This is a genomic window from Saccharopolyspora karakumensis (assembly GCF_004349225.1).
Taxonomy (GTDB): Bacteria; Actinomycetota; Actinomycetes; order Mycobacteriales; family Pseudonocardiaceae; genus Saccharopolyspora; species Saccharopolyspora endophytica.
Map to the genome: position 1 here is coordinate 26,173 of NZ_SMLA01000032.1, position 24,371 is coordinate 50,543.

Genomic DNA, 24,371 nt, shown 5'->3' on the forward strand with positions numbered 1-24,371 from the left:
CAGAACCGCCGCGGGTCAACGCTTCGCGGGGGGAAGGCCGAGGCCGACGGCGGCGATGATGTCGCGCTGCACCTCGTTCGTGCCGCCGCCGAAGGTGAGGATCAGCGCCGAGCGGTGCATCCGCTCGATCCGCCCGGCCAGCACTGCGCCCTTCGACCCGGAGCGGACGTAGCCCGAGGTGCCCAGCACCTCCATGAGCAGCCGGTAGGCCTCGGTGGCGAACTCGGTGCCGAAGACCTTCGTCGCCGACGCCGCGGCCGGGGCGGGGTGCTTCTCGGCGGTGGTGGCGATCTTCCAGTTCATCAGCTTCAGGAACTCCGCGCCGGCGTGCACCCGCGCGAGGTGCTGCTGCACCCACTCCTGGTCGATCACCCGCCGCCCGTCGGACAACCGGGTCTGCGCCGCCCAGTCCCGGACCTCCGACAGCGCCAGCTGCAGCGGGGCGGCGGAGGTGAGCGCAACGCGCTCGTGGTTGAGCTGGTTGGTCACCAGCGGCCAGCCCTCGTTCTCGGTCCCCACCAGCGACGACGTCGGAACTCGCACGTCGGAGTAGTAGGTGGCGCTGGTCGTCGGCCCGGACACGGTGTGCACCGGGGTCCAGGAGAAGCCGGGGGAGGAGGTGGGCACGACGAGCACGCTGAGCCCGCGGTGCTTGCGCGCGTCGGGGTCGGTGCGGCAGGCCAGCCAGACGTAGTCGGCGTACTGGATGAGGCTGGTCCACATCTTCTGGCCGTTGATCACGTAGTCCTCGCCGTCGCGCACGGCGGTGGTGCGCAGCGAGGCGAGATCGGTGCCGGCTTCGGGTTCGGAGTAGCCGATGGCGAAGTGGATCTCGCCGGCCGCGATCTTGGGCAGGAAGTGGGACTTCTGCTCGTCGGTGCCGAACCGCATGATGGTCGGCGCGATGCTGTTGAGCGTGAGGAACGGGACCGGGGCGCCGGCGATGGCCGCCTCGTCGGTGAAGATCAGCTGTTCCAGCATGCTGCGGTTCTGCCCGCCGTACTCCTCGGGCCAGCCCAGTGCCAGCCAGCCGTCGGCCCCCATCTGCCGCACCAGCTGCTCGTAGGCGCCGCCGTCGCCGTAATCGCCCTGCGACAGCTCCTGGCGAAGCTCGGGCGTCATCAGATCGGCGAAGTAGGCGCGCAACTCCTCCCGCAGCTTCTCGTGCTCGGGCGTGTAGGCGATGCGCATGCATCCTCCCGGGGTGGTACGCGCTTGTGAAACACGTTTCTAAAATCATAGACCGGCGGTCACGATCCGGTCGAGGCCAGGCGGTCATCGTCTCGCCATCAAAGGTGTAACGTGTTCTAAAAGCAAGGAGCGCATCCCGAGGTCGCGTCCGAATGGAGCAGTGACCGGGCTCCGGCTTCGCTCGTTGAAGGCCCGAGGGGTGACGCGCTCGCGATCCCGTGACCCGAATGTGACCGAAAGGCCCCATTCGCTAGAACGAGTTTTCATTTGTGAGAACTGGCTCAGTGGCTGAATGTTCAGCGGAATCAGCACATCTGAACGCGGCACTTGATACTGAGCGAGAACACATTCTAGTGTGTGTTGGCTAACACCACCCCGCACCGTGGCGGGAGCGATCCGGTGAGGAGCGTGCCGATGAGGGCAGCCGTGCTGAAGCAGATCGGCGACCCCGAGCTCGACGTGCGCTCGGACGTGGCCACCACCGCGGTGGGGCCCGACGAGGTGCGCGTGCGGGTCCGGGCGTCGGGCATCTGCCACAGCGACCTGTCGGCCATGAGCGGCGGACTGCCCGCGCTCGCCCCCGGGATCATGGGGCATGAGGGCGCCGGTGACGTGATCGCCGCAGGTGAGCGGGTCTCGCACCTCCGCGAAGGCGACCGGGTGGTGCTCTCCTTCGTGCCGCCGTGCAGCCGCTGCGCGGTCTGCCTGAACGGGCAGCCGCACCTCTGCGAGGTGCACACCGTCAACGCCTTCGTCTCACCCCGCTTCGAGGTCGGCGGCGAGTCCGCCTTCGGCTTCGCCGGGTGCGGGACCTTCGCCGAGGAGATCGTGATCCCGGCCGACGCCGCGGTCGAGGTCGACGACGACGTGCCCTACGAGGCCGCCGCGCTGATCGGCTGCGGCGTGCTCACCGGCGTCGGCGCGGTGCTCAACACCGCGCGGGTCGAGCCCGGTTCCACCGTGGTCGTCATCGGCTGCGGGGGCGTGGGGATCTCGGTCGTCCAGGGCGCGCGGATCGCCGGTGCCTCGCGCATCGTCGCGGTCGACCCGGTGGTGGCCAAGCACGCGGCGGCGCTGCGCTTCGGCGCCACGCACGCCACCACGCCGGACGGGCTGGCCGAGGTTCGCCAAGAGCTCACCGGCGGACGCGGTTTCGACTACGCCTTCGAGGTCGTGGGGCTGGCCACGGCCATCCGCGCGGCCTACGACGCCGCACGCCGCGGTGGCACCGCGGTGATCGTCGGGGCGGGCGGCGAGGAGCAGAAGGTCGAGTTCTCCGCCCAGGAGCTGTTCATCAACGAGAAGAACATCGTCCCCTCCTTCTACGGCTCGGCCGATCCGCGCCGGGACACCGGCCGGATGGTCGAGCTGTGGCGGGCGGGATTGCTGGACCTGGAAGGCATGATCAGCCGGCGGCTGCCGCTGGAGGACATCAACGACGGGCTGGCCGCACTGCGCAGCGGGGACAACTCGGTGGTGCGCCAGATCGTCACTTTCGACCCGAGGTGAGGCGCACGTGTCGAGTGTGGACGGAAAGGTAGCGATCGTCACCGGAGCCGGTGCGGGACTGGGGCGGGCCGAAGCGCTCGCGCTCGCGAGGGCCGGGGCGAACGTCGTGGTCAACGACGTCACCGACGCGGCGCACGCCGTGGTCGCCGAGATCGAGGGGGTCGGTACCAAGGCGGTCGCGGTCGTCGGCGACGTCTCCGACTCCGACGTCTCCGCCGAGATGATGGCCGCCGCCACCGAACGCCTCGGCGGGCTGCACGTGGTGGTCAACAACGCCGGCCTGCTGCGCGACCGGATGCTGTTCAAGATGAGCGACCAGGAGTGGGACGACGTGCTGCGGGTGCACCTGCGCGGCCACTTCCTGCTCTCCCGCAACGCGACCGCGCACTGGCGCCAGGAGTACAAGGACACCGGCGCGACGTGCGGCAGCATCATCAACACCGCCTCCGAGGCGTTCCTGCTCGGCTCCGCGGGACAGCCCAACTACGCCGCGGCCAAGGGCGGCATCGCCGCGCTGACCGTCTCCACGGCGCGCGCGATGTCGCGGATGGGCGTGCGCGCCAACGCGATCTGCCCGCGCGCCCGCACCGCGATGACCGAGCAGACCTTCGGCGACGCCCCCGGCGAGGGCGTGGACCCGATGTCGGTCGAGCACGTCGCGCCGCTGGTGGTCTACCTCGCCGGACCGTCCGCGAAGGACATCAGCGGCCAGGTCTTCGTGGTGCACAGCGGCACCGTCGCCCTGCTCGCGCCGCCCACCATCGAGCAGAAGTTCGCCGCGCCCGGCGAGCTCTGGACGCAGGAGGACCTGGAGAACGGCCTCGGCGGCTACTTCGCCGACCGCGATCCCGAGCGCTCGTTCGCCGCCAACGACGTGCTCTCGATCCCCTAACGCGGATCGCGCACGGCGGTACGCACACGTTTCTCGTCAACGAGGCCGGGAGGAAGCATGGGTATGCAGGAGCGGCGGCCATGAGCGCGCCGGTCGCCGGAATCTCGACGGCCCTCGGCCACGTGGGCAAGATCGCCACGCTGGCCTGGGAGGTCGTGCGCCTCACGCCGCGCCGGCCGTTCGCGGTGCGCGAGTGGATCCAGCAGGCGTGGTTCTTCGCCAGCGTCACGATCCTGCCGACGGCCATGGTGGCCATCCCGTTCGGCGCGGTGATCGCGATGCAGCTGGGGTCGCTGACCCAGCAGATCGGTGCCCAGTCGTTCACCGGCGCGGCCAGCGCGCTGGCGATCCTGCAGCAGGCCAGCCCGCTGATCACCGCGCTGCTGGTGGCCGGTGCGGGTGGTTCGGCGGTGTGCGCCGACATCGGCGCCCGGTCCATCCGCGAGGAGATCGACGCCATGGAGGTGCTGGGGATCTCGCCGATCCACCGGCTGATCGTGCCCAGGGTGCTCGGCGCGGTGCTGGTGTCGCTGCTGCTCAACGGCCTGGTCAGCGTCGTCGGCGTGCTCGGCGGCTACTTCTTCAACGTGATCCTGCAGGGCGGCACTCCGGGCGCCTACCTGGCCAGCTTCAACGCGCTGGCCTCGCTCCCCGACATCTGGGTCAGCGAGATCAAGGCCGCCATCTACGGGTTCGTCGCCGGAGTCGTCGCCGCCTACCGGGGGCTCAACCCCACCGGCGGGCCCAAGGGCGTCGGGGACGCGGTCAACCAGGCCGTGGTCATCACGTTCCTGCTGCTGTTCATGATCAACCTGCTGGTCACGGGCATCTACCTGCAACTCGTGCCGCCGAAGGGCTTGTGAGATGGCAGTCCTGGAAACGACACCCCCGCCGACACCGGCCCCGGTGCAGCGCCGCATCGCCAAGGCCGCCTCCCGGCCCGGTGATGTGCTGGCCAACCTCGGCTGGCAGCTCTCGTTCTACGTGCGCGCCCTGGCGCTGGTGCCGGTCACGCTGACCAAGTACCGCAAGGAGACGATGCGGCTGCTCACCGAGGTCGTCTTCGGCAGCGGTGCGCTGGCCATCATCGGCGGCACGCTCGGTGTGATGGTCGGCATGACCATGGCCACCGGCGCGGTCGTCGGGCTCCAGGGCTACTCCTCGCTGAACCAGCTCGGGACCGCCGCGCTCACCGGATTCATCGCCGCCTACTTCGACACCCGCGAGGTGGCACCGCTGTCGGCCGGTCTGGCGCTGTCGGCCACCGTCGGCTGCGGGTTCACCGCGCAGCTCGGCGCGATGCGCATCTCCGACGAGATCGACGCGCTGGAAGTCATGGGTGTGCGCAGCGTTCCGTACCTGGTGACCAGCCGGGTGCTGGCCGGCGTCGCCGCCGTCATCCCGCTCTACGTGGTGGGGCTGCTGGGTTCCTACCTGGCGTCGCGGCAGATCACGGTGTGGGTCTACGGGCAGTCGGCGGGCACCTACGACCACTACTTCCACCTGTTCTTACCTCCGGAGGACGTGCTGTGGTCCTTCGGCAAGGTCATGGTCTTCAGCGTCGCGGTGATCCTGACCCACTGCTACTACGGCTACACCGCCAGCGGCGGCCCGGCCGGGGTGGGCATCGCCGTCGGTCGCGCGGTGCGGACCTCGATCGTGCTGGTGACGGTGCTCGACTTCTTCTGCAGCCTGGCGATCTGGGGATCGACCACGACGGTTCGGATCGCCGGATGATCGAGGCGCGCAGCAGACGCCGCTACCAGGCGATGGGCATCGCGTTCCTGGTCGTCGCCGGGCTGTTCCTGGCGGGCACGATCGGGATGTACAACAAGGCGTTCACCCGGTTCGTCGCGGTGACCGTGCGCGCCGACACCGCGGGCAACCAGATGATGCCGGGCGCCGACGTCAAGGTGCGCGGTGTCGTGGTCGGCGAGGTGCGGGCCATCGACGCGGGCAACGGCCACGCCGACCTGAGGCTGGCGCTGCAACCGGAGAAGGCGGGCATGATCCCGGCCAACGCCTCCGCTCGGCTGCTGCCGAAAACCCTCTTCGGCGAGCGCTACGTGGCCCTGGACATCCCGGAGGAAGCGGCTTCGGCGACGTTGAGCGCGGGAGACGTCATACCGCAGGACCGCAGCGCCTCGGCGATGGAGGTCGAGAAGGTGCTCGGCGACCTGATGCCGGTGCTGCAGGCGGTGCAACCGCAGCAGGTCTCCACCACCCTCAACGCCGTCTCCCAGGCGCTGGAAGGGCGCGGCGAGCAGCTCGGCGACACGCTGGTGCAGCTCGACCGCTACCTGCAGGACTTCGACCCGTCGCTGCCGAAGATGGAATCGGTGATCAGCCGGGTCGACGACGTCGCCGAGAACTACGCCGACGCGGCACCCGACCTGATGCAGGCGGTCAACGACCTGACCACCACCAGCCGGACCGTCGTCGAGCAGCGCGGTCAGCTCCAGCAGATGACCGGTGCGCTGACCAGCGCCAGCGGCGAGATGGACCGGTTCCTGTCGGCCAACGGCAACAACTTCATCCGGCTGGCGGGCACCTCGCGGTCCACTTTGGAGCTGCTGGCGAAGTACTCGCCGCAGTACCCCTGCATGCTCCAGCAGTTCCAGGCCGGTGCCAAGAACGCCGATCTCACCTTCGGCAAGGGGACCGACACCCCGAACATGGCGCGGATGACCCTGGAGATCACCGGCAGCCGCGGCAAGTACCTGCCCGGTGTGGACGATCCGAAGAACCTGGAGCACCGCGGTCCGCGCTGCTACCCGTTCGTCGAGGCGCCGGAGACGTTCCCGCAGTACCCGCCGGGTGGACCGCTCAACGACGGCTCCACCAAGCCCGAGCCGCCGCTGGACCGCGACGCGGTGTTCCCGTGGAAGAAGTCCGGCGGGGCGCCGGCGTCGACCTCGCCGCAGTCGGCGAGCTCGTCGGTGGCCAACTCCCAGCCGGAGCGCGACCTGCTCGCCGCACTGATGGCCCCTCGTCTGCAGGTCCAGCCCAAGGCCGTCCCCGACTGGACGAGCCTGCTGGTCGGGCCGCTGTTCCGGAACGCGGAGGTGACCGTGCGATGAGGTCGATCACCGCACCGCTGATCAAGCTGATCGTCTTCGTGGCGGTCACGCTGACCCTGACCGGGATCCTGGTGTCCACCATCGCCGCCAACTCCTCCGGCGACGCCCACGAGTACACCGCGCGATTCGCCGACGCCTCCGGACTCGGCGAGGGCGACGACGTGCGCATCGCCGGGGTCAAGGTCGGCCGGGTCACCGAGCTCGAAGTCGACGCCGACGACCACGCCCTGGTGCGCTTCGACGTCGACAGCGCCCGGAAGCTGCCGCGCGACGCCCAGGCCACCGTGAAGTTCCGCAACATCGCGGGCCAGCGCTACCTCGCCCTGGACGCGCCGCTGCGCGATCCGGCCGACGTGCTGCGGCCCGGCGACGAGATCCCGCTGGAGCGCACCCACCCGGCGCTGAACCTCACCGCACTGTTCAACGGCTTCAAACCGCTGTTCCAGGCCCTCAACCCCGAGGACGTCAACCAGCTCTCCGGCGAGCTGGTGAAGGTGCTGCAGGGCGAGGGCGGCACCGTCGACAGCCTGCTGGCGCACACCGCGTCGCTGACCGGGACGCTGGCGAAGAAGGACGAGGTCATCGGTCAGGTCATCGACAACCTCAACGCCGTGCTGGGCAACGTCAACGAACGCGGCCCGCAACTGGCCGAGCTCATCGACGCGCTGCAACGGCTGACCACCGGGCTCGCCGAGCAGCGCGAGCCGGTCGGCGAGGCCATCGGCGCCCTCGACGAGCTGACCAACACCACCGCCGGGCTCGTCGAGCAGGCCAGACCACCGCTGCAGCAGGACATCGCGGCGCTGCGCGACGTCACCGGGCTGCTCAACAAGGACCTGCCGCTGCTGGACCACACGCTGCAGACCATGCCGGGGCGGCTGGACCGGCTGACCCGGACCGTCAGCTACGGCGGCTGGTTCAACTACTACTCGTGCCAGGTCACCGGCAACATCCGCATCGACCAGCTCAACATCAACATCCCGCTCCTGCCCGTGCCGACGACCCAGTTGCCGGAGAGATGCCGATGAAACCGCTACGGGCCCGCAACCAGGTCACCGTCGGCCTCGTCACGATCGCGCTGATGGTGGTCGGGACGCTGACGGCGTTCTCCGCCAAGGACCTGCCGCTGATCGGCTCCGGCAACTCCTACTCGGCCTACTTCGCCGAATCCGCCGGGCTGGAGCCGGGGAACGAGGTGCAGATCGCCGGGGTCGAGGTCGGCGAGGTCGACGACGTGTCGCTGGAAGGCAACCGCGTACTCGTGTCGTTCACAGTGGACGGACGCGAGATCGGCGACCGCAGCAGCGCCGACATCCAGATCAAGACGCTGCTCGGCGAGAAGTTCGTCGGCCTGCGGCCGGCCGGTGACGAGGAGCTGTCCGAGCCGATCCCGGTGGGCAACACCAGTTCTCCGTTCGACATCCCCGACGCCATCGACCAGCTGACCCAGACCACCGGGCAGCTCGACAGCGGCAAGCTCGCCGAGAGCTTCCGGGTCATGTCCGACACCATGCGCGGCGCGCCGCAGCACATGGACCAGGCCGTCAACGGCCTGTCCCAGCTCTCGCAGACCATCGCCTCCCGGGACCAGCAGCTCGCCGACCTGATGCGCAACGCCAGTGACGTCTCGGGCATCGTCGCCGACCGCGACCAGCAGGTCAGCAAGCTCGTCTCCGACGGCAACCTGCTGCTGTCGGAGGTGCAGGCCCGCAAGCAGGCGATCAGCGGACTGCTGGTGGGCACCGAGAACCTCTCGAACCAGCTGCGCGGCCTGGTGGCCGACAACCAGGAGCAGATGAAACCCGCCCTCGACCAGCTCGACCAGCTCACCGCGATGCTCAAGCGCAACCAGGACAACCTGAACAGGGCCATCGGAGCGCTCCAGCCCTACGTGCGGGGCTTCAACAACACCATCAGCAACGGCCGCTGGTTCGAGGGCTACTTCTGCGGTCTGCTGCCGCCGCCGATCCACGCGGGCCCGATCCAGACCAACACCCCCGAGTGCGAACTCCCGGTTCCCGAGGGAGGCGGCCGATGAGCAGGCTCACCCGCATGATCGCCGTGCTGTGCGCGCTGGCCCTGGTCACCGCCGGAGCGCTGTGGTGGACGCTGTCGGCCGGTGGCACCACCATCACCGCCTACTTCGACAAGGCCGTCGGCCTCTACGCCGGTTCCAGCGTCCGGGTGCTCGGCGTCAAGGTCGGCCAGATCGACACCGTGACGCCCGAAGGGCCGGTGGTGCGGGTCGACATGCACGTCGACGACGGGGTGCGGATCCCCGCCGACGCCAACGCCGTGGTCGTCGCGCCCAGCCTGGTCAGCGACCGCTACGTGCAGCTCACCCCGGCCTACACGCAGGGCGAGGTGATGGCCTCCGGCGCGGTCCTCGACCGCAAGCGCACCGCGACCCCCGCCGAGCTCGACGAGCTCTACAAGAGCGTCAACGCCCTGTCCACCGCGCTCGGCCCGGACGGGGCCAACCGCGAGGGCGCGCTCAACGACGTCCTCAACACCACCGCGGCCACCCTGGACGGCAACGGTCAGGACCTCAACACCACCATCAAGCGGCTCGGCGAGCTCTCCACGACCCTGTCGGAGAACCAGGACGACCTGTTCGCCACGGTGGACAACCTCAACCAGTTCACCGGCACGCTGGCCCAGAGCGACCAGCAGATCCGCGAGCTCTACGGCCGGATGGCCGACACCACCGGCTACCTCGCCTCCGAGCGCGAGCAGCTGGGCACCTCGCTGCACTCGCTGGCGATCGCGCTCGACGATGTCCAGCGGTTCGTCCACGACAACCGCGACCACATGTCCTCCAACGTCCGCAACCTCACCGGCGTCACCCAGGCGCTGGTCGACCAGCGGGAAGCGTTGGCCGAAGTCCTGGACCTGATGCCGCTGGCCACGACCAACTTCATCAACGCCTACGACTCGGCCTCGGGCAGCGTGGCCTCCCGCTGGAACCCGCAGGAGCTCGCGCAGCCGCCGATCCTGCTGGTGTGCAGGCTGATCGCCAACGTCACGCCGCTTCCCGAGCCCATCCCGCAGTCGCTGCGCGACACCTGCGAGAAGCTCAACCCGGTCGTCGAGGGCCTGGCACCGCTGCCGTCGGTCGCCGACGTGCTCGGCAAGCTCCAGACCGGTGCGGGCGACGTCCCGGACCGGCTCGGCAAGGGCGAGAACCCGGTGCCGCTGCCGCTGGTGGACGCGATGAAGCGAGGGGCGGGGACGCCATGACGGCCAGACGGTGCGCGCTGCTGGCAGGAACCCTGTCGCTGCTGCTGGTGTCCGGTTGCGGCCCAGCCGGTTTCACCGGTCTCTACAACACGCCGCTGCCCGGTGGCGCCGAGCTCGGCGACCACCCCTACGCGGTGACCGTGCACTTCCACGACGTGCTGGACCTGGTGCCGCAGGCGAGCGTGAAGGTCAACGACGTGGCGGTCGGGCGCATCGACCGCATCGACCTCAGCGCCGACAACACGACCGCCATGGTGACCCTGCGGGTCAACGGCGACGTGCGGTTGCCCGCCAACGCCTACGCGCGGCTGCGCCAGTCGAGCCTGCTGGGGGAGAAGTTCGTCGAACTCGCACCACCGCCCGACAACGCCGCCGGTGAGCTCGCCGACGGCGCGGTGATCCCGTTGGACCGGACCAACCGCAACCCGCAGATCGAAGAGGTGCTCGGCGCGGTGTCGCTGCTGCTCAACGGCGGTGGCATCGAGCAGCTGCAGACCATCGTGCAGGAGCTCAACAAGGCGTTCACCGGCAACGAGGAGGAGATCCGCTCGCTGCTGGGCAACGTCAACGACGTGGTGACCCGGCTCGACGGCCAGCGCGGCGAGATCACCAAGGCCCTCGACGGTCTCAACCGGCTCTCGGCGAACCTGCGCGAGCAGACCGGCAACATCAACACCGCCCTCGACGGGCTCTCCCCGGGGCTGCGCGAGATCGAGGCCCAGCGGGGTCAGCTGGTCGGGATGCTGCAATCGCTGGACAAGCTCTCCGGCACGGCCACCCGCACCGTCGAGGCCAGCCGCGAGGACCTGGTGGCCGACTTGCACGCGCTCGCGCCGACGCTCCAGCAGCTCGCCAAGACCGGCACCGATCTGCCCAAGGCGATGGCCTTCCTGTCGACCTACCCGTTCCCGGAGTACGCGATGGTCCCGCTCAAGGGCGACTTCGTGAACACCGACGTGCTCATCGACCTGGACCTGTCCGCGCTCTACGAGAACTTCGCGCGGTCCTCCGGGCCGCCGATCCCGATCCCGGGCCTCTCCGATTCCGGCCAGTCCGGTGCCAACATCCCGCTGCCGCCCGGCGCGCCAGCGCTGCCGCCGCTGCCGATCCCCGGAACGCAGCCGGACGGCGGGTTGTTGCCGGGCCTGTCCGGAGGAGGTTCCTGATGATGGCGCGCAAGGTGAAGGTGCAGCTGGCGCTGTTCCTGGTCATCGCGGTGGTCGGCGTGGGCTTCGTCGGCGGTCGCTACGCCGGGCTGGACCGGCTGTTCGGCTCCAACGGCTACCCGGTGTCGGTGCAGCTGCCCGAATCCGGCGGGCTGTTCACCAACTCCGAGGTCAGCTACCGCGGCGTGGCCGTCGGCCGGGTCACCGCGCTGCGGCTGTCCCGCGAGGGCATCGCCGCCGACCTGCACATCAACGACGGCGCACCGCAGATCCCCGCGGACGCCCGCGCCGTGGTGGCCAACCGCTCGGCGGTCGGCGAGCAGTACATCGACCTGCAACCGCAGCACCGCGGCGGCCCCTACCTCCAGGAGGGCTCGGTGATCCCGATCGAGCGCACCTCCATCCCGCCCGCGCCCGAATCGCTGCTGGTCAACGTCGACCGGTTGGTCGCGGGAGTGCCGACCGACAAGCTGCGGACGGTGGTCACCGAGGTCGGGACCGCCTTCGACGGAACCGGCTCCCACCTGCAGGAGCTGCTCGACACCACCAGCTCGTTCACCACCGCCGCGCAGCAGAACCTGCCGCAGACCACGGGGTTGCTGGACAACAGCGACGTCGTCCTGCGCACCCAGCAGGAGCAGGCGCAGAACCTCACCGAGTTCAGCACCGGGCTGCGGCAGATCTCCGGGCAGCTCAAGCAGTCCGACCCCGATCTGCGCAAGACGATCCAGGAGGCGCCGGGCGCCGCCGCCGAGGTGGAGGAGCTCACGCGCTCGATGGGCACCGACTTCGGCATCGTGGCCGCGAACCTGCTCACCACCATGCAGCTGACCAGCGTGCGCGGTCCCGCGCTGGAGCAGACGCTGGTCGCGCTGCCGATGATCTCGGCGTTCACCCACACGCTCTCACCGGACGGCACCGGTCACCTCGGTCTGGTGCTCAACATGTTCAACCCGCCGGCGTGCACCGCGGGGTACGAGGGCACGCCGCGCAAGCACGGGTCCGACACCACCGACGGCCCCACCAACTACGACATCGCGTGCACCGAACCCAAGGGCAGCCCCACCGCGGTGCGCGGATCGCAGCACGCGATCCGCTACCCGGTCCCGGCGCCCGTGTCGCCGCCCGGCCCGTGACCACCGGCGGGCCGTGGGCGAAGACCGTCCTGAGCTGCCGATATCGGGCAAAACAGACCGATGGTCTCACCCCAATGCGTGCCACCGGTTCTGACGACGCAACATGATGTCCACCGAACGAATTACATGATCTTGGTGTGTCCTGCTTGCAATCGACTGCGGGTAGCCGATATGGGGCTTCTGCTGCGTTCAATCCACTCGATGGAGCGTTCATCAGCGTGGACTGTGCCTTCGCTGGTCAACAACATCCCTCGGCGAGTCGTGAATCGCCCACCCCGCACCGCTTGATCGTGTTGAGAACCCCGCTCACCGCACGGACAGTTACTGATTACCAACGAGACGGTGCAGGGTTCTTGGGGAGGCCGGTATGCGGGGGGCAGTTGCGTGCCAACTAGTCATCGCGAGCCTGGTCGCGTGCGCGTTGACGGCGTGCGGGCCGGACGTTTCCGAGGCGTCGGTGACGACCTCGGTTCCAGACAGGACGACATCGCTGTCACCGAGTGAACCGCTGGAGCTCACCGCGCAGCGCGGCGTGCTGACCTCGGTCAACGTGACGGCCAACGGCGCACCGGTTCCGGGGAAGATCTCCCGCAGCGGTCACAAGTGGACGATCGACTCACCACTGGCCTTCGGCACGACCTACCAGGTGCACGCCGTCGCCCACGACCAGGACGGCGTTCCGTCGATGCCGCTGAACTCGACGTTCACCACCGCCACCCCGACCGACATCGTCAACGTCGAGCGCACCCGGCCCAGCGATGGAGACACCGTCGGCATCGCGATGCCGGTCTCGATCTACTTCGACAAGCCGGTCAAGGACCGCGCCGCCGTCGAACGCCGCCTGAAGATCGAAACCTCCGTGCCCACCGAGGGCTCGTTCAACTGGTACTCCGACGACCAGGTCAACTGGCGGCCCAAGGACTACTGGAAGGCCGACACCAAGGTGAAGGTGCGCGCCGACCTCTACGGCATCGACACCGGCGCCGGGGTGATGGGCGACAAGAATTTCGAATCGAACTTCACCATCGGCCGCGACCAGCGGTCCGTCGGCGACGTCAACGCCCACACCTTCACCGTCTACCAGGACGGCAAGGAGATCAGGGAGATGGACGCCTCCTACGGGCAGCCGGCGTACCCGACCCAGCACGGCATCCACGTCGCCACCGAGCGGCACGACTCGGTGCGGATGAACTCCTGGAGCTGGGGCGGACCCGCCAGGGGAACCGCGGGCGCCTACGACGAGGTGCTGCCCAACGCGGTCCGGATCTCCAACAACGGCGAGTACGTGCACACCAACACGGCGAGCACGGGCGCGCAGGGGTCGAGCAACGTCACCCACGGCTGCGTCAACCTCTCCAGCACCGACGGCAGGTGGTTCCTCGAGTTCACGCAGATCGGAGACCCGGTCGAGATCGTCGGGTCGACCAGACCGCTCACCCCGGCCGACGGCGACATCTGGGACTGGACCGTCCCGTGGGAGGAGTACGTCAAGGGCAGCGCCCTGTACCACGCACCCTGAGCACTCCTGTCGTCGTGGTCGTTCGGCGGTAGGCGAACCGGCACGTCGGCGAGGTCCGGAGCGCGCAGCGCGTTCCGGGCCTCGTGCTTGGATCGGTGGTGTGGACCTCCTGCGTCATCTCCGGTTCTTCGTCGCGGTCGCCGAGGAAGGCCACTTCGGGCACGCCGCCGACCGCCTCGGCATGACCCAGCCACCGCTGTCCCAAGGAGTGCAGCGGCTGGAGAACCGGCTCGGCGTCACCCTGCTGACCAGGGGGTCTCGGGGCGTGCGGCTGACCACCGCCGGTGCCGACCTGCTGCCCCGGGCGCGAACGCTGCTCGCCGGGGCCGACGAGTTCGCCGAAGCGGCCCGCAGGCAGCGGGAGAACAGGGGAGCGGTGCGCATCGGCGTCATCGCCGCCCTCGGAGATCGCCAGGTCGCCGGTCTGGTCGCCGCCCTGCGCGACGCGGCACCGGAGCCGTCGGCGCGCACCGTCATCGTCAGCACCGCCCCGACCATCGACCTGGTCGACGCCGTGGCCGGCGGCCGGCTGGACTGCGCGGTCGTGCACCACCCGGCGCTGCTCGGCGACCTGCAGACCTCGTCGGTGGTCAAGATCCCGCGCCGACTTCTCGTGCCCGCCGACCACCCGGCGGCCGAGAAGTCCTCGCTCCGCGCGCTGCGCGGGCTGGTCTGCGCCACCGCTCCGCGCGCCCACGGCACCGCGGCCTTCGACCTGCTCGTGGACACCCTCCGGGAACGCGGCCTCGACCCCGAGTTCCTGCCCGCACCCGGAGATCGCGACGCGCTCGGCGCCGTCGCCGCCGGACGCGCGTTCGCGCTCAGCACCGACCCCGAGGTGCGCGCACCCGGCGTGGCCGTCGTCGCCGCAGGCGACGAGCTCGCGTTGCGGGTCCGGGTGGTTTGGCCCGACCCGGCTCCGCAGCCCGACGTGTGCGAGGCGCTCGAAGCCGCGCTCCGGGAGCTGGCGTGAACGCCGCGCAGCGCATCCGGGAGGTGCTCGCCGACGCGGGCGCGCAGGGCTGGGTGCACGCGGTGCGGCTCGGCGGAGGTGATCACGAACTCGGCTTCGGCGCCGACGAGCTCGTGGTCACCGCCTCGGTCTACAAGCTCCCGCTGCTGGTCGCGCTGGCCCGCGCCTTCGACGCGGGAACCCTCGACCCGCGCGAGGCCATCCGGCTCGATCCCGGTTCCTGCACCCCCGGTCCGACCGGGGTGTCGACCTTCCAGGACCCGGTGCGGATGTCCTGGCGGGACCTCGCGGCCTCGATGATCGCGGTGTCGGACAACGCCGCCGCGGACGTCATCCTGGGTGCGATCGGCCTCGACGCCCTGGCCGCCGCGCTCGCCGACCTCGGCCTGGAGCGCACCCGCGTCGTCGGCGGCACCGCCGACGCGCACGCCGCGCTGGCCCGCGAGATGGGCGCCACCAGCGCCTCCGAGGCGTTCGCCCTGCTGGCCGACAACGACGAGGCGCGCACCGTCCGCGCCTACGACCCGTCCTACGCCAGCGCCACCACGCCCCGCGAGATGACGCGGCTGATGGAGTTGATCTGGGCCGACGCGGTCGCCTCGCCGCAGCAGTGCGCGTTCGTCCGCAGGCTGCTCGGCCAGCAGGCGTGGATGCACCGGGTCCGGGCGGGATTCCCGTTCCAGGGGGTTCGGGTCTCGGGGAAGACGGGCACGATCGGCGCCGTACGCAACGAGGTGTCGGTGGTGGAGTTCGACGGCGAGGCACCGGTGGCGGTGGCGCTGTTCACCCTCGCGGCGCGCGCCGACCCGTCGCTTCCGCGGGTGGACGCCGCGATCGCCGAGTGCGCCCGGATCGCGGTGACGGACCTGCGCTCCGGCCGCCTCTAGGGATGTTCGGGGAATCTCCTTGCGCCCCGACGCCGGTTCCCGTTCGTCCGGTCGATTCGGACTCGGACCTGCTCTGAGCGGCCCTCCGGAAGGGGTGTCTGAAGAATTTTTTCGGGAGTTCTCGCGACTTCGGCGGCGGTTCCGCTGGGGCGATATCGAAGCGCTATCGGGAGCCGGTCGAGTTCTTATTGGCGCCATCAGCGGTCGGCTGCTTGATTGGGGCAATCGGTACTACTGGAGGGAAATCAGTTGCAGCACAATGACATCCGCGTGAGTCGACGGGCGGTTCTGGCGGCGTTGCTGGCCGCGCCGGTGGCCGCTTGCGCGCCGAGCGCCCCGTCCGCCACGCCGGTCGTACCGGCTCCCCGGCCGGACCCCGTGTGGGCCGAGCTGGAACGCCGCTACGACGCGCGCCTGGGGTTGTTCGCGCGCAACGTCGCCACCGGGCGGACCGTCGCCCACCGCGCCGACGAGCGCGTCGCGCTGTGCTCGACCTTCAAGGTCTACGCGTCGGCGGCGCTGCTGCGCGCCCACGGGCTCGCCGGCGGCTACTTCGACCGCGTCATCCGCTACGACGCCGGTCAGCTCGTGAAGAACTCGCCGATCACCGAGACCCGGGTGGGCACCGGCATGACCGTCGGCGAGCTGTGCGCGGCCGCGGTGCAGCACTCCGACAACACCGCCGCCAACCTGATGCTGCGCGAACTCGGTGGCCCGCAGGCCATCACGGAGTTCGCCCGCGCCATCGGCGATCCGATGACCCGCCTGGACCGGTGGGAGGTCGAGCTCAACACCGCCATCCCCGGCGACGAGCGCGACACCTCCACGCCCAGGGCGCTGGGCGACGGCCTGCAGCGCCTGCTGCTGGGAGACGTGCTCGGCCCGGCGGAACGCGACCGGCTCACCGGCTGGATGCTCGGCAGCGCCACCGGCGCCGCCCGGATCCGCGCCGGGGTTCCGAGCAGCTGGCGCACGGCGGACAAGACCGGCGGCGGCAGCGCCTACGGAGTGGCCAACGACATCGCCGTGACCTGGACCGACACCGGTGCGCCGATCGTCATCTCGCTGCTCACCGGCCGTCCCCGCGAGCACGACACCGCGAACAACGCGCTGCTGGCCGACGCCGCCCGCCTGGTGGCCGAGCGGCTGGTCTGACCGGCGAGCACGCATCGGGAGCGCTCCGCCCGCGGCGGAACGCTCCCGGTTTTCGTCCCCCAGAGGGCGAATCGAGGCGGTGGCCTATCTGTCGAAGCGACCTGTTTTGATCGCTCTGACGAAATAGCGCCACTGAGCGGAATTGGCGGTTAAGAGGCCCCCGGCGCGGTCCTTGGTGTCGCGCACGGCGGCCCCGCCGATGACGCGGCCGACCTCGACGCAATTGGTCTCCTGGCTGCTCCGGCTGGACTTGCGCCAACCGATCGGCGACTGCAGCAACGTCACGGTGTTGTCTCCTCTCGGTGGATGATCTCGTCGACGAGGCGAACCGAGTCGTCGCTGCTCATCGCGAATTGCCCCAGGTCCTTCCCGGCCTTGACGAAAGCCGTCACGTCGCCGGGATCGCGCAGGAACGCGCTGGACCTGTGGTGTTCGAGGTGCACGACGGGAGATGCCTTGGCGAACTCGAGGAGCACGAAGGGTCCGGCGTGCGCGGGGGTCCATCCCGCGGACAGCGGGATGATCCGGATGTCGATGTTGTCGCGGGCGCTCATGTCGCGGACGTGCCGCAGCTGGTCGATCAGCACCGCCCTGCCGCCTATGGGCTGGTGCAGCACCGATTCGAGCAGGAAAGCCGTGTACCGCACGGGTTCTTGGTGGCGGGTGATGACCTCGCGCCGGCCGAGCCGGACCGCCACGCGGGTGGAGACCTCGTGCTCCGGGATGCCGGTGCCCATGATCGCGCGCGCGTAGTCGGTGGTCTGCAGCAGGCCGGGGATGAGGATCGGGGAGACGTCGGTGATCGCCGTGGCGATCCGCTCGAACTCCAGCAGCGCGGTGAGCTGATCGGCCTCACCGACTGACCCGACCGACACCGAGTTGGGCGGTTCGGCCTGCGCCTCGCGGGTGAGCCGCAGCAGCCGATCGCGAGCCGGGCTCGACAGGCCCAGCACCGCGCACACGGCGGACACGGATTCGGTCGACGGCACTCGTTCACCGCGCTCCCAGCGGACCACGACGGAGTGCGAAACGTCGAGACGTCCTGCTAATTGGCGCAGCCCGAGACCGGAACGCGACCTCGCGTCCCGGATTTCCGCACCGAGAACGTACGCCCGCGGTGCCGGAGTGGTCTCGCTCATGCACCACAGCCTATTTCAGGTGCGGCATCGCACGGCACCCTGGGTCCGCCTTCGCGTGACTACCCGATCACGCACAGCCGTGTGCGCTGAATGGCGTCATCCGTTCGGGGAATTGCCGCAGTGGTCCCGAGACCATGAGCATTGGTCTCGTCTTGATCGAGGTCGCTTCGGAGCCGGGAGGGTTCCGTCGCGATTTTCGTTCCGCGACGCGGAATCGCCGACCGGAACAGACAAGAGGGGGAAGTGCGCAACGATGTATCCGTTTCACTGGGTGCCGGCGGACGGAAGACGGCACGCGAGCCTGGACAAGCGCCCGTGGGGCAACGCCTACCCGAGCGGCATGCTGGTCAGCACCTTGTGCAGCCAGGAGGTGGTGGCCGACGCCACCAAGGAGGCGTGGCTGTGGCAGACCTGCGGTGACTGCCATTCCGAGGCTCACCGGGTGGCTGCGGCGGTCCGCGAGGTCCCGCGCATGTCCGTCTAGCGAAATCTGGTGCAAGGAAACGGTTCTCGGTCAGTCGCGCTTGGCTCGGCTCGGTGCCACCCGGGGCGGCTCGTTGGGCTGCTTCGGGTACACCGGCGGCCAGGGCGCGTCCTGCGCTCCGGCGGCGATGTCCCGGTCGTAGCGTTCCAGCAGCGGCTGGATCGATTGCGGCCGGGTGTCGGCCCACGGGTCACCGCGCTCGGCGAGCCGGCCGGGAACCGTGGCGATGGTCAGCTGGTCCGGGTCGACGCCGTCCAGCTCGTCCCACGCGATCGGTGTCGAGACCTGCCCGCCCACCCGGGGCCGGGCGCACCAGGCGCCGAAAACCGTTTTGTGCGGGGCGTTCTGGTTGAAGTCGACGAAGACCCGCCGGCCCCGCTCCTCCTTCCACCACTGGGCGGTGATCAGATCGGGGTGGCGGCGTTCGAGCTCGCGCGCCAGCGCCACGGCTGCGGCCCGGACCCGGTAGCTGTCCCACTCGGGGCGCAGCGGGACGTAGAGGTGCAGGCCGCGTGACCCGGAGGTCTTCAGCCGCACGTCGATGCCGTCCTCGCGGAGGAAGTCGCGGGTGAGCGCCGCGGTCTCGCGCACCTCGGCGAAACCGACCCCTGGTGAGGGGTCGAGATCGATGCGCAGCTCGTCGATGATCTCCGGCTGCCCGGCCTGGTAGGGCCACACGTGGAAGCCCAGGCAACCCATGTTGACCGCCCAGAGGACGTGCGCCAGATCGGCGGCCACGAGGGCGTGGCTGGTCGTCCCGTTCGGCGTTTCGACCACGGTCGTGCGCAGCCACTCCGGCGCCGAGGCGGGAACCCGCTTCTGGAAGAACGACTTGCCGCTCGCCCCGTCGGGATGGCGCTCCATCAGCAGCGGGCGACCGCCCAGGGTGCTCAGGAGCGGACCGGCCACCGCCCGGTAGTAGTCCACGAGGTCCAGCTTGGTCTCACCGCGGGTCTTGAAGAACACCTTGTCCGGATGCGACACCGACACCTCGGTGCCCCCGATGTCCAGCTTCACGGCCTCGCTCACGACGACCTCCGGTGCTCGCGCTCCCGGGAGCCAGAGTAGGCGGGGGCTCCGACGACCGCAGTCACATCGGCGCGGACGCCGGGCCCGGGGGAAGCTCCCGCCGGGAACTTCCCCCGCTGCCGATCACCAGCCGCGTTCGCGCCACTCGGCGAGCTTGGGACGCTCCGCGCCGAGGGTGGAGTCGTCGCCGTGGCCCGGGTAGAACCAGGTGTCGTCCGGCAGTTCGCCGAACACCCGGGTCTCCACGTCGTCGACCAGCGACTTGAAGTCCTCCGGCGAGGTGGTGCGGCCCACTCCGCCCGGGAACAGCGAGTCGCCCGTGAACAGGTGCGAGTGGCCCGCCGGGTCCCGGTAGACCAGGGCGATCGAGCCCGGGGTGTGCCCGCGCAGGTGGATCACCGACAGCTCCGAGTCGCCGACCGCGATGGTGTCGCCGTGCTCGACCAGGCGGTCCGGCGGCACCGGCAGCTCGTCGGCGTCGGCGGGGTGCGCCGCGGTGAAGCAGCCGGTCGCGCCGGCCACCGCGCCCAGCGCCTGCCAGTGGTCGCCGTGCTGGTGGGTGGTGACGATGGTGCGCAGCCGGGGACGCCGCTCGTCGTGACCGAGCAGGTCGCTCAGCCGTTCGGGGTCGTTGGCCGCGTCCACCAGCAACGCGTCCCCGGTGCTCTTGCACACCAGCAGGTAGGCGTTGTTGTCCATCGGGCCGACCGAGATCTTGGTGATGGTCAGCGCGTCCAGGTCCCGGCGCGCGGCCGCGCCGCCGGGCTCCACGTGTCCGGTGTACTCAGCTTGAAGCTCCACGCCCGTGAGCCTAACGCCCGCGGCCGGGCATCGGCCGCAAGATCGGGCTCACAGCCATTCGGGCAGTTCGGGCGCGTCGCCGCGCAGCTCACCGGGGCCCGTTCGGCCGAGCAGCCAGCCCAGCATCGGACCGGGTTCGCCGGAGACGGCCGCCGGTCGCGACGTGGTGCCGCGCAGGTCCCAGCCGCGGCGGTGGTCGCCGAAGTCGACCTCCAGCGTGAGCGCGGGCACGTCCGGTCGCCCGCCGAAGAACTGGACCACGTCCTCCAGCACCATCTCGGCATCGGCGGTGGGGATGTCGGTGAAGTCGACGTCGTGGTCGAGGTCGACCAGGTGCACCCAGACCTCCAGCAGCCGCAGCCGCAGCACGTGCACCGCGGGGATGACGTCGCCGCCGGAGAGGGAGACCTCGGCCGTCCAGTCGGAGTCGGACATGTTCCGAGCCGCCACGGCGAACCGGTCGCTGGAGGCGATCAGGTCCTCCATCAGCAGCTGGTGGCTGCGCGAGGCGCCTTCCTCGATGGCCTGGTCGCGGTCGTCGCGGCTGGCGTACATCGGGTGCTCGATGCCGGTCCGAGCCCACAGCAGGAGGTTGCAGCAGGCGTCGGCGTTGCGGGCCAGGTGGGTGAGCACGTGCGAGCGGCTCCAGCCCGGCAGCAGGCTGGGTTGTCGGACCGAGATCTCGTCGAGGCCGGACGCGGAGCGCACCAGGACCTCGGTGGCGTGCCGGACGGCGGCTCGCCGGTTCGCGACCTCGTCTGCCAGACCGGCAGCGGACCATCGGCCGGTACCGAGAACGATGTCAGCCATGGCTCTACCTCACGTGGGGGAGAGGGGAGTCGAATTTGCGGAGAACGTGAAGACTCGAGCGTAAAGGTGCAGGACACATCGGGGACAGTGCCCCATGCGGGCGACTTTGCGTATCGTCGTGAGGGGGCAGCCACCGCCGGATCACGCAACATCTCACACGTTGGGGTGACGGCCGAGGAAGGTGCTCCGCACCGGAAGCCGTCGGTCCGAGACTGTCGGTGGCCCCGAATAGCATGGACGTCGCAACGTCGCGACCCGATGCCGCGCCGGCGGTCCCGCTGCCTGAAGCAGGCGGCCGCTCGCAGTCGGCGCGCGCTCGCGCAACACCAGAACTTTTTCGAAGGGATCACCGTGGCTGACCGCCTCGTCGTTCGCGGCGCCCGTGAGCACAACCTGCGCGGGATCGACCTCGACCTGCCCCGGGACAGCCTGATCGTGTTCACCGGGCTTTCCGGCTCGGGCAAGTCGAGCCTGGCCTTCGACACCATCTTCGCGGAGGGGCAGCGCCGCTACGTGGAGTCGCTGTCCGCCTACGCCCGGCAGTTCCTCGGTCAGATGGACAAGCCCGACGTGGACTTCATCGAGGGCCTGTCCCCGGCGGTGTCGATCGACCAGAAGTCCACCAGCCGCAACCCGCGGTCCACCGTGGGCACCATCACCGAGGTCTACGACTACCTGCGGCTGCTCTACGCCCGCGCCGGCAAGGCGCACTGCCCGACCTGCGGTGAGGCGATCAGCAAGCAGACCCCGCAGCAGATCGTCGACCAGGTCCTGGAGATGCCCGAGCGGGCCAAGTTCCAGGTGCTGGCGCCGGTGGTGCGCGGCCGCAAGGGCGAGTACGTCGACCTGTTCGAGCAGCTGCGCTCCTCCGGCTACGCCCGCGCCCGCGTGGACGGCGTCGTGCACCCGCTCGACGAGCCGCCGAAGCTCAAGAAGCAGGAGAAGCACGACATCGCGGTCGTCATCGACCGGCTCACCGTCAAGCCCAGCGCCAAGCAGCGGCTCACCGACTCGGTGGAGACCGCGCTGCGGCTGGCCGACGGGCTGGTGCTGGTCGAGTTCATCGACCTCGACGAGTCCGACCCCGCCCGCGAGCGCAAGTTCTCCGAGAACCTGGCCTGCCCGAACGGGCACGCGCTGGGCGTCGACGAGCTCGAACCCCGCTCGTTCTCCTTCAACTCGCCCTACGGCGCCTGCCCCGAGTGCGCGGGCCTGGGCATCCGCAAGGAGGTCGACCCCGAGCTGGTCGTGCCCGACGAGGACCTCTCGCTGGGCGACGGGGCGATCGCGCCGTGGGCCGGCGGGCACACCGCCGAGTACTTCTCCCGGTTGCTGACCTCCCTGTCGGAGGCCATCGGGTTCCGGATGGACACCCCGTGGCGGCAGCTGCCCACCAAGGTCAAGAAGGCGGTGCTGCACGGCACCGACGACCAGGTGCACGTGCGCTACCGCAACCGCTACGGCCGCACCCGCTCCTACTACGCCAGCTACGAGGGCGTCATCCCGTTCCTGGAGCGGCGGCTGGAGCAGACCGAGTCGGACTACGCGCGCGAGAAGTACGAGGGCTACATGCGCGACGTGCCGTGCCCGGCCTGCGACGGCACCCGCCTCAAGCCCGAGATCCTGGCCGTGACCATGGAGAACGAGCACGACGAGCTCTCCATCGCCGACGTCAGCGCGCTGAGCGTGGCCGATTGCGCGGAGTTCCTCAACGCGCTGGTCCTGGGGCCGCGCGAGCAGATGATCGCCGGGGCCGTGCTCAAGGAGATCCAGGCCCGGCTGGGCTTCCTGCTCGACGTCGGCCTGGACTACCTGTCGCTGGACCGCGCGGCGGGCACCCTCTCCGGCGGCGAGGCGCAGCGCATCCGGCTGGCCACGCAGATCGGTTCCGGTCTGGTCGGTGTGCTCTACGTGCTCGACGAGCCCTCGATCGGGCTGCACCAGCGCGACAACCACCGCCTGCTGGAGACGCTGAGCCGGCTGCGCGACCTCGGCAACACGCTCATCGTCGTCGAGCACGACGAGGACACCGTGCGCAGCGCCGACTGGGTGGTCGACATCGGCCCGGGCGCCGGTGAGCACGGCGGCAAGGTCGTGCACAGCGGTCCCTACAAGGAGCTGCTGAAGAACAAGGAGTCGCTGACCGGCGCGTACCTGGCGCGGCGCAAGGAGATCCCGGTGCCGACCGAGCGCCGGGTGCCGGATCGCAAGCGGCAGCTGACCGTGGTCGGCGCGCGCGAGCACAACCTGCGCAAGATCGACGTCTCCTTCCCGCTGGGTCTGCTGACCGCGGTCACCGGCGTGTCCGGTTCGGGGAAGTCGACCCTGGTCAACGACATCCTCGCGTCGGTGCTGGCGAACAAGCTCAACGGTGCGCGGCAGGTTCCGGGCAGGCACACCCGGGTCAAGGGCCTGGAGCACGTCGACAAGCTGGTGCAGGTCGACCAGTCGCCGATCGGTCGCACGCCGCGGTCCAACGCGGCCACCTACACCGGCGTGTTCGACCACATCCGCAAGCTGTTCGCGGCCACCACCGAGGCGAAGGTGCGCGGTTACCAGCCGGGCCGGTTCTCGTTCAACATCAAGGGCGGCCGCTGCGAGTCGTGCGCGGGCGACGGCACGCTGAAGATCGAGATGAACTTCCTGCCCGACGTCTACGTCCCGTGCGAGGTGTGCAAGGGCGCCCGGTACAACCGGGAGACCCTGGAGGTGCACTACAAGGGCAAGACGATCGCCGAGGTCCTCGACATGCCGATCGAGCAGGCCGCCGAGTTCTTCGAGCCGATCAACGCCATCCACCGGCACCTCAAGACGCTGGTGGACGTCGGCCTGGGCTACGTGCGGCTGGGACAGCCGGCCCCGACGCTGTCGGGCGGTGAGGCGCAGCGCGTCAAGCTCGCCAGCGAGTTGCAGAAGCGCTCCACCGGCAAGACGGTCTACATCCTCGACGAGCCGACCACGGGTCTGCACTTCGAGGACATCCGCAAGCTGCTCGGCGTGATCAACGGCCTGGTCGACAAGGGCAACACGGTGATCGTCATCGAGCACAACCTCGACGTCGTCAAGACCGCCGACTGGATCCTGGACATGGGTCCCGAGGGCGGCAACGGCGGCGGTCTGCTGCTGGCCGAGGGCATGCCCGAGGACATCGCGGAGATCGAGGACAGCCACACCGGCCGGTTCCTCGCCGAAGTGCTGGGCTGAATGCCAGTCGGGCACCCACCAGGGACCCGATTTCAGCGTCTTTGTAACCTTTCCGCCAACGCGCGGGTCGCCATCACATGGCGGCCCGCGCTTGGACTGCCCGCGGTGAACGTCATCGGGCGCCGCACTCCTGGCGTCCGCTGACGCGATTTCCCG

General features: G+C 69.9%; 22 protein-coding genes. 16 read left to right on the top strand and 6 right to left on the bottom strand.

The genetic code is table 11. From position 1 onward, the window contains the following. Positions 1-15: 15 nt before the first annotated feature. A complete protein-coding gene (locus tag E1202_RS19890; RefSeq protein WP_132684660.1) occupies positions 16-1,191 on the bottom strand; it encodes an acyl-CoA dehydrogenase family protein in 1,176 nt (391 codons plus the stop codon). 414 nt (positions 1,192-1,605) lie between these two features. On the opposite strand from E1202_RS19890, the gene E1202_RS19895 reads away from it, so the two are divergent. The 14 genes from E1202_RS19895 to bla all read left to right on the top strand — a co-directional run bounded on the left by E1202_RS19895 (position 1,606) and on the right by bla (position 16,748). Continuing rightward, positions 1,606-2,700 carry a zinc-binding dehydrogenase gene (locus tag E1202_RS19895; protein ID WP_132684661.1) on the top strand — a complete coding sequence of 365 codons (1,095 nt, stop codon included), beginning with the start codon at positions 1,606-1,608 and terminating at the stop codon, positions 2,698-2,700. A 7-nt stretch (positions 2,701-2,707) separates the two neighbouring features. After that, entirely contained in the window at positions 2,708-3,592 is an 885-nt protein-coding gene (locus E1202_RS19900) for a 3-oxoacyl-ACP reductase (RefSeq protein WP_132684662.1), read from the top strand. A gap of 80 nt (positions 3,593-3,672) precedes the next feature. Then, the gene (locus tag E1202_RS19905) at positions 3,673-4,455 is read left to right on the top strand and encodes an MlaE family ABC transporter permease (protein ID WP_132684663.1); all 783 of its coding nucleotides are present in this window, start codon (positions 3,673-3,675) and stop codon (positions 4,453-4,455) included. Position 4,456: 1 nt separating this feature from the next. After that, entirely contained in the window at positions 4,457-5,329 is an 873-nt protein-coding gene (locus E1202_RS19910) for an MlaE family ABC transporter permease (RefSeq protein WP_132675266.1), read from the top strand. Further along, positions 5,326-6,672, top strand: coding sequence for an MCE family protein (locus E1202_RS19915; RefSeq protein ID WP_132684664.1), 1,347 nt, complete (start codon positions 5,326-5,328; stop codon positions 6,670-6,672). Before E1202_RS19910 ends, E1202_RS19915 begins: the two co-directional genes overlap by 4 nt. Next, positions 6,669-7,700: an MCE family protein gene (locus E1202_RS19920; protein WP_132684665.1), complete on the top strand. Its 1,032-nt coding sequence runs from the start codon at positions 6,669-6,671 to the stop codon at positions 7,698-7,700. The genes E1202_RS19915 and E1202_RS19920 overlap by 4 nt, the downstream gene beginning before the upstream one ends. After that, complete coding sequence (locus tag E1202_RS19925; protein ID WP_132684666.1) at positions 7,697-8,710, top strand: MCE family protein; 1,014 nt, start codon at positions 7,697-7,699, stop codon at positions 8,708-8,710. Before E1202_RS19920 ends, E1202_RS19925 begins: the two co-directional genes overlap by 4 nt. Beyond that, positions 8,707-9,912, top strand: a complete 1,206-nt coding sequence (locus tag E1202_RS19930) for an MCE family protein (protein WP_132684667.1) — start codon at positions 8,707-8,709, stop codon at positions 9,910-9,912. Before E1202_RS19925 ends, E1202_RS19930 begins: the two co-directional genes overlap by 4 nt. After that, positions 9,909-11,078 carry an MCE family protein gene (locus tag E1202_RS19935; RefSeq protein WP_132684668.1) on the top strand — a complete coding sequence of 390 codons (1,170 nt, stop codon included), beginning with the start codon at positions 9,909-9,911 and terminating at the stop codon, positions 11,076-11,078. The genes E1202_RS19930 and E1202_RS19935 overlap by 4 nt, the downstream gene beginning before the upstream one ends. Further along, positions 11,078-12,214, top strand: coding sequence for an MCE family protein (locus tag E1202_RS19940; RefSeq protein WP_132684669.1), 1,137 nt, complete (start codon positions 11,078-11,080; stop codon positions 12,212-12,214). The genes E1202_RS19935 and E1202_RS19940 overlap by 1 nt, the downstream gene beginning before the upstream one ends. A gap of 367 nt (positions 12,215-12,581) precedes the next feature. Then, complete coding sequence (locus E1202_RS19945; RefSeq protein WP_132684670.1) at positions 12,582-13,733, top strand: L,D-transpeptidase; 1,152 nt, start codon at positions 12,582-12,584, stop codon at positions 13,731-13,733. 100 nt (positions 13,734-13,833) lie between these two features. Beyond that, positions 13,834-14,706, top strand: a complete 873-nt coding sequence (locus tag E1202_RS19950) for a LysR family transcriptional regulator (RefSeq protein ID WP_132684671.1) — start codon at positions 13,834-13,836, stop codon at positions 14,704-14,706. Continuing rightward, positions 14,703-15,593: a serine hydrolase gene (locus E1202_RS19955; protein WP_132684672.1), complete on the top strand. Its 891-nt coding sequence runs from the start codon at positions 14,703-14,705 to the stop codon at positions 15,591-15,593. The genes E1202_RS19950 and E1202_RS19955 overlap by 4 nt, the downstream gene beginning before the upstream one ends. A gap of 249 nt (positions 15,594-15,842) precedes the next feature. Continuing rightward, positions 15,843-16,748 carry a class A beta-lactamase gene (gene bla, locus E1202_RS19960; protein ID WP_132684673.1) on the top strand — a complete coding sequence of 302 codons (906 nt, stop codon included), beginning with the start codon at positions 15,843-15,845 and terminating at the stop codon, positions 16,746-16,748. A gap of 84 nt (positions 16,749-16,832) precedes the next feature. Here the strand turns inward: bla and E1202_RS19965 are convergent, their stop codons facing one another. Next, entirely contained in the window at positions 16,833-17,027 is a 195-nt protein-coding gene (locus E1202_RS19965; RefSeq protein WP_132684695.1) for a DUF397 domain-containing protein, read from the bottom strand. A gap of 2 nt (positions 17,028-17,029) precedes the next feature. Then, positions 17,030-17,887, bottom strand: a complete 858-nt coding sequence (locus E1202_RS19970; protein WP_132675242.1) for a helix-turn-helix domain-containing protein — start codon at positions 17,885-17,887, stop codon at positions 17,030-17,032. Between the two features lie 271 nt (positions 17,888-18,158). Between E1202_RS19970 and E1202_RS19975 the strand changes: the two genes are divergently transcribed. Beyond that, the gene (locus E1202_RS19975) at positions 18,159-18,371 is read left to right on the top strand and encodes a zinc finger protein (protein WP_235878687.1); all 213 of its coding nucleotides are present in this window, start codon (positions 18,159-18,161) and stop codon (positions 18,369-18,371) included. A 30-nt stretch (positions 18,372-18,401) separates the two neighbouring features. Here the strand turns inward: E1202_RS19975 and ligD are convergent, their stop codons facing one another. From ligD to E1202_RS19990, 3 genes are all read right to left on the bottom strand, one after another. Then, positions 18,402-19,400 carry a non-homologous end-joining DNA ligase gene (gene ligD / locus E1202_RS19980; RefSeq protein WP_132684675.1) on the bottom strand — a complete coding sequence of 333 codons (999 nt, stop codon included), beginning with the start codon at positions 19,398-19,400 and terminating at the stop codon, positions 18,402-18,404. A gap of 123 nt (positions 19,401-19,523) precedes the next feature. Then, the gene (locus tag E1202_RS19985; protein ID WP_132684676.1) at positions 19,524-20,201 is read right to left on the bottom strand and encodes an MBL fold metallo-hydrolase; all 678 of its coding nucleotides are present in this window, start codon (positions 20,199-20,201) and stop codon (positions 19,524-19,526) included. 48 nt (positions 20,202-20,249) lie between these two features. Continuing rightward, the gene (locus tag E1202_RS19990) at positions 20,250-21,011 is read right to left on the bottom strand and encodes a maleylpyruvate isomerase family mycothiol-dependent enzyme (protein ID WP_132684677.1); all 762 of its coding nucleotides are present in this window, start codon (positions 21,009-21,011) and stop codon (positions 20,250-20,252) included. A gap of 351 nt (positions 21,012-21,362) precedes the next feature. On the opposite strand from E1202_RS19990, the gene uvrA reads away from it, so the two are divergent. After that, complete coding sequence (gene uvrA / locus E1202_RS19995; RefSeq protein WP_132684678.1) at positions 21,363-24,215, top strand: excinuclease ABC subunit UvrA; 2,853 nt, start codon at positions 21,363-21,365, stop codon at positions 24,213-24,215. Positions 24,216-24,371 lie beyond the last annotated feature (156 nt).

What these genes read in the sequence shown, in the direction of transcription:
- E1202_RS19890 (WP_132684660.1), bottom strand. Translation starts at nt 1,191, where the DNA reads ATGCGCATCGCCTACACGCCCGAGCACGAGAAGCTGCGGGAGGAGTTG.
- E1202_RS19895 (WP_132684661.1), top strand. Translation starts at nt 1,606, where the DNA reads ATGAGGGCAGCCGTGCTGAAGCAGATCGGCGACCCCGAGCTCGACGTG.
- E1202_RS19905 (WP_132684663.1), top strand. Translation starts at nt 3,673, where the DNA reads ATGAGCGCGCCGGTCGCCGGAATCTCGACGGCCCTCGGCCACGTGGGC.
- E1202_RS19910 (WP_132675266.1), top strand. Translation starts at nt 4,457, where the DNA reads ATGGCAGTCCTGGAAACGACACCCCCGCCGACACCGGCCCCGGTGCAG.
- E1202_RS19915 (WP_132684664.1), top strand. Translation starts at nt 5,326, where the DNA reads ATGATCGAGGCGCGCAGCAGACGCCGCTACCAGGCGATGGGCATCGCG.
- E1202_RS19920 (WP_132684665.1), top strand. Translation starts at nt 6,669, where the DNA reads ATGAGGTCGATCACCGCACCGCTGATCAAGCTGATCGTCTTCGTGGCG.
- E1202_RS19925 (WP_132684666.1), top strand. Translation starts at nt 7,697, where the DNA reads ATGAAACCGCTACGGGCCCGCAACCAGGTCACCGTCGGCCTCGTCACG.
- E1202_RS19930 (WP_132684667.1), top strand. Translation starts at nt 8,707, where the DNA reads ATGAGCAGGCTCACCCGCATGATCGCCGTGCTGTGCGCGCTGGCCCTG.
- E1202_RS19935 (WP_132684668.1), top strand. Translation starts at nt 9,909, where the DNA reads ATGACGGCCAGACGGTGCGCGCTGCTGGCAGGAACCCTGTCGCTGCTG.
- E1202_RS19940 (WP_132684669.1), top strand. Translation starts at nt 11,078, where the DNA reads ATGATGGCGCGCAAGGTGAAGGTGCAGCTGGCGCTGTTCCTGGTCATC.
- E1202_RS19945 (WP_132684670.1), top strand. Translation starts at nt 12,582, where the DNA reads ATGCGGGGGGCAGTTGCGTGCCAACTAGTCATCGCGAGCCTGGTCGCG.
- E1202_RS19970 (WP_132675242.1), bottom strand. Translation starts at nt 17,887, where the DNA reads ATGAGCGAGACCACTCCGGCACCGCGGGCGTACGTTCTCGGTGCGGAA.
- E1202_RS19990 (WP_132684677.1), bottom strand. Translation starts at nt 21,011, where the DNA reads ATGGCTGACATCGTTCTCGGTACCGGCCGATGGTCCGCTGCCGGTCTG.